This is a genomic window from Campylobacter sp. RM16188 (assembly GCF_012978795.1).
Lineage (GTDB): Bacteria > Campylobacterota > Campylobacteria > Campylobacterales > Campylobacteraceae > Campylobacter_A > Campylobacter_A canis.
In genome coordinates, this window is sequence record NZ_LIWQ01000049.1 from 1 (window position 1) to 402 (window position 402).

1 rRNA gene is annotated in these 402 nt (G+C 46.5%); it reads left to right on the forward strand.

Annotated features, from left to right (window positions below):
- Positions 1-402, forward strand: a 23S ribosomal RNA gene (locus tag CDOM16188_RS11140); the annotation flags it as partial.

Consider the following 402-nt stretch of genomic DNA (forward strand, 5'->3'; position numbering starts at 1 on the left):
GGCAGTCAGGCGGCGAGTGATAAAATCCGTCGTCGAGAGGGGAACAACCCAGACTAACAGCTAAGGTCCCTAAATCTCATTTAAGTGGAAAACGATGTGGAGTTACTGAAACAACCAGGAGGTTGGCTTAGAAGCAGCCATCCTTTAAAGAAAGCGTAATAGCTCACTGGTCTAGTGATTCTGCGCGGAAAATATAACGGGGCTAAAATGAGTACCGAAGCTTTAGACTTAGTTTTACTAAGTGGTAGGAGAGCGTTCTATTCAGCGTTGAAGGTGTACCGGTAAGGAGCGCTGGAGTGGATAGAAGTGAGCATGCAGGCATGAGTAGCGATAATTAATGTGAGAATCATTAACGCCGTAAACCCAAGGTTTCCTACGCGATGCTCGTCATCGTAGGGTTAG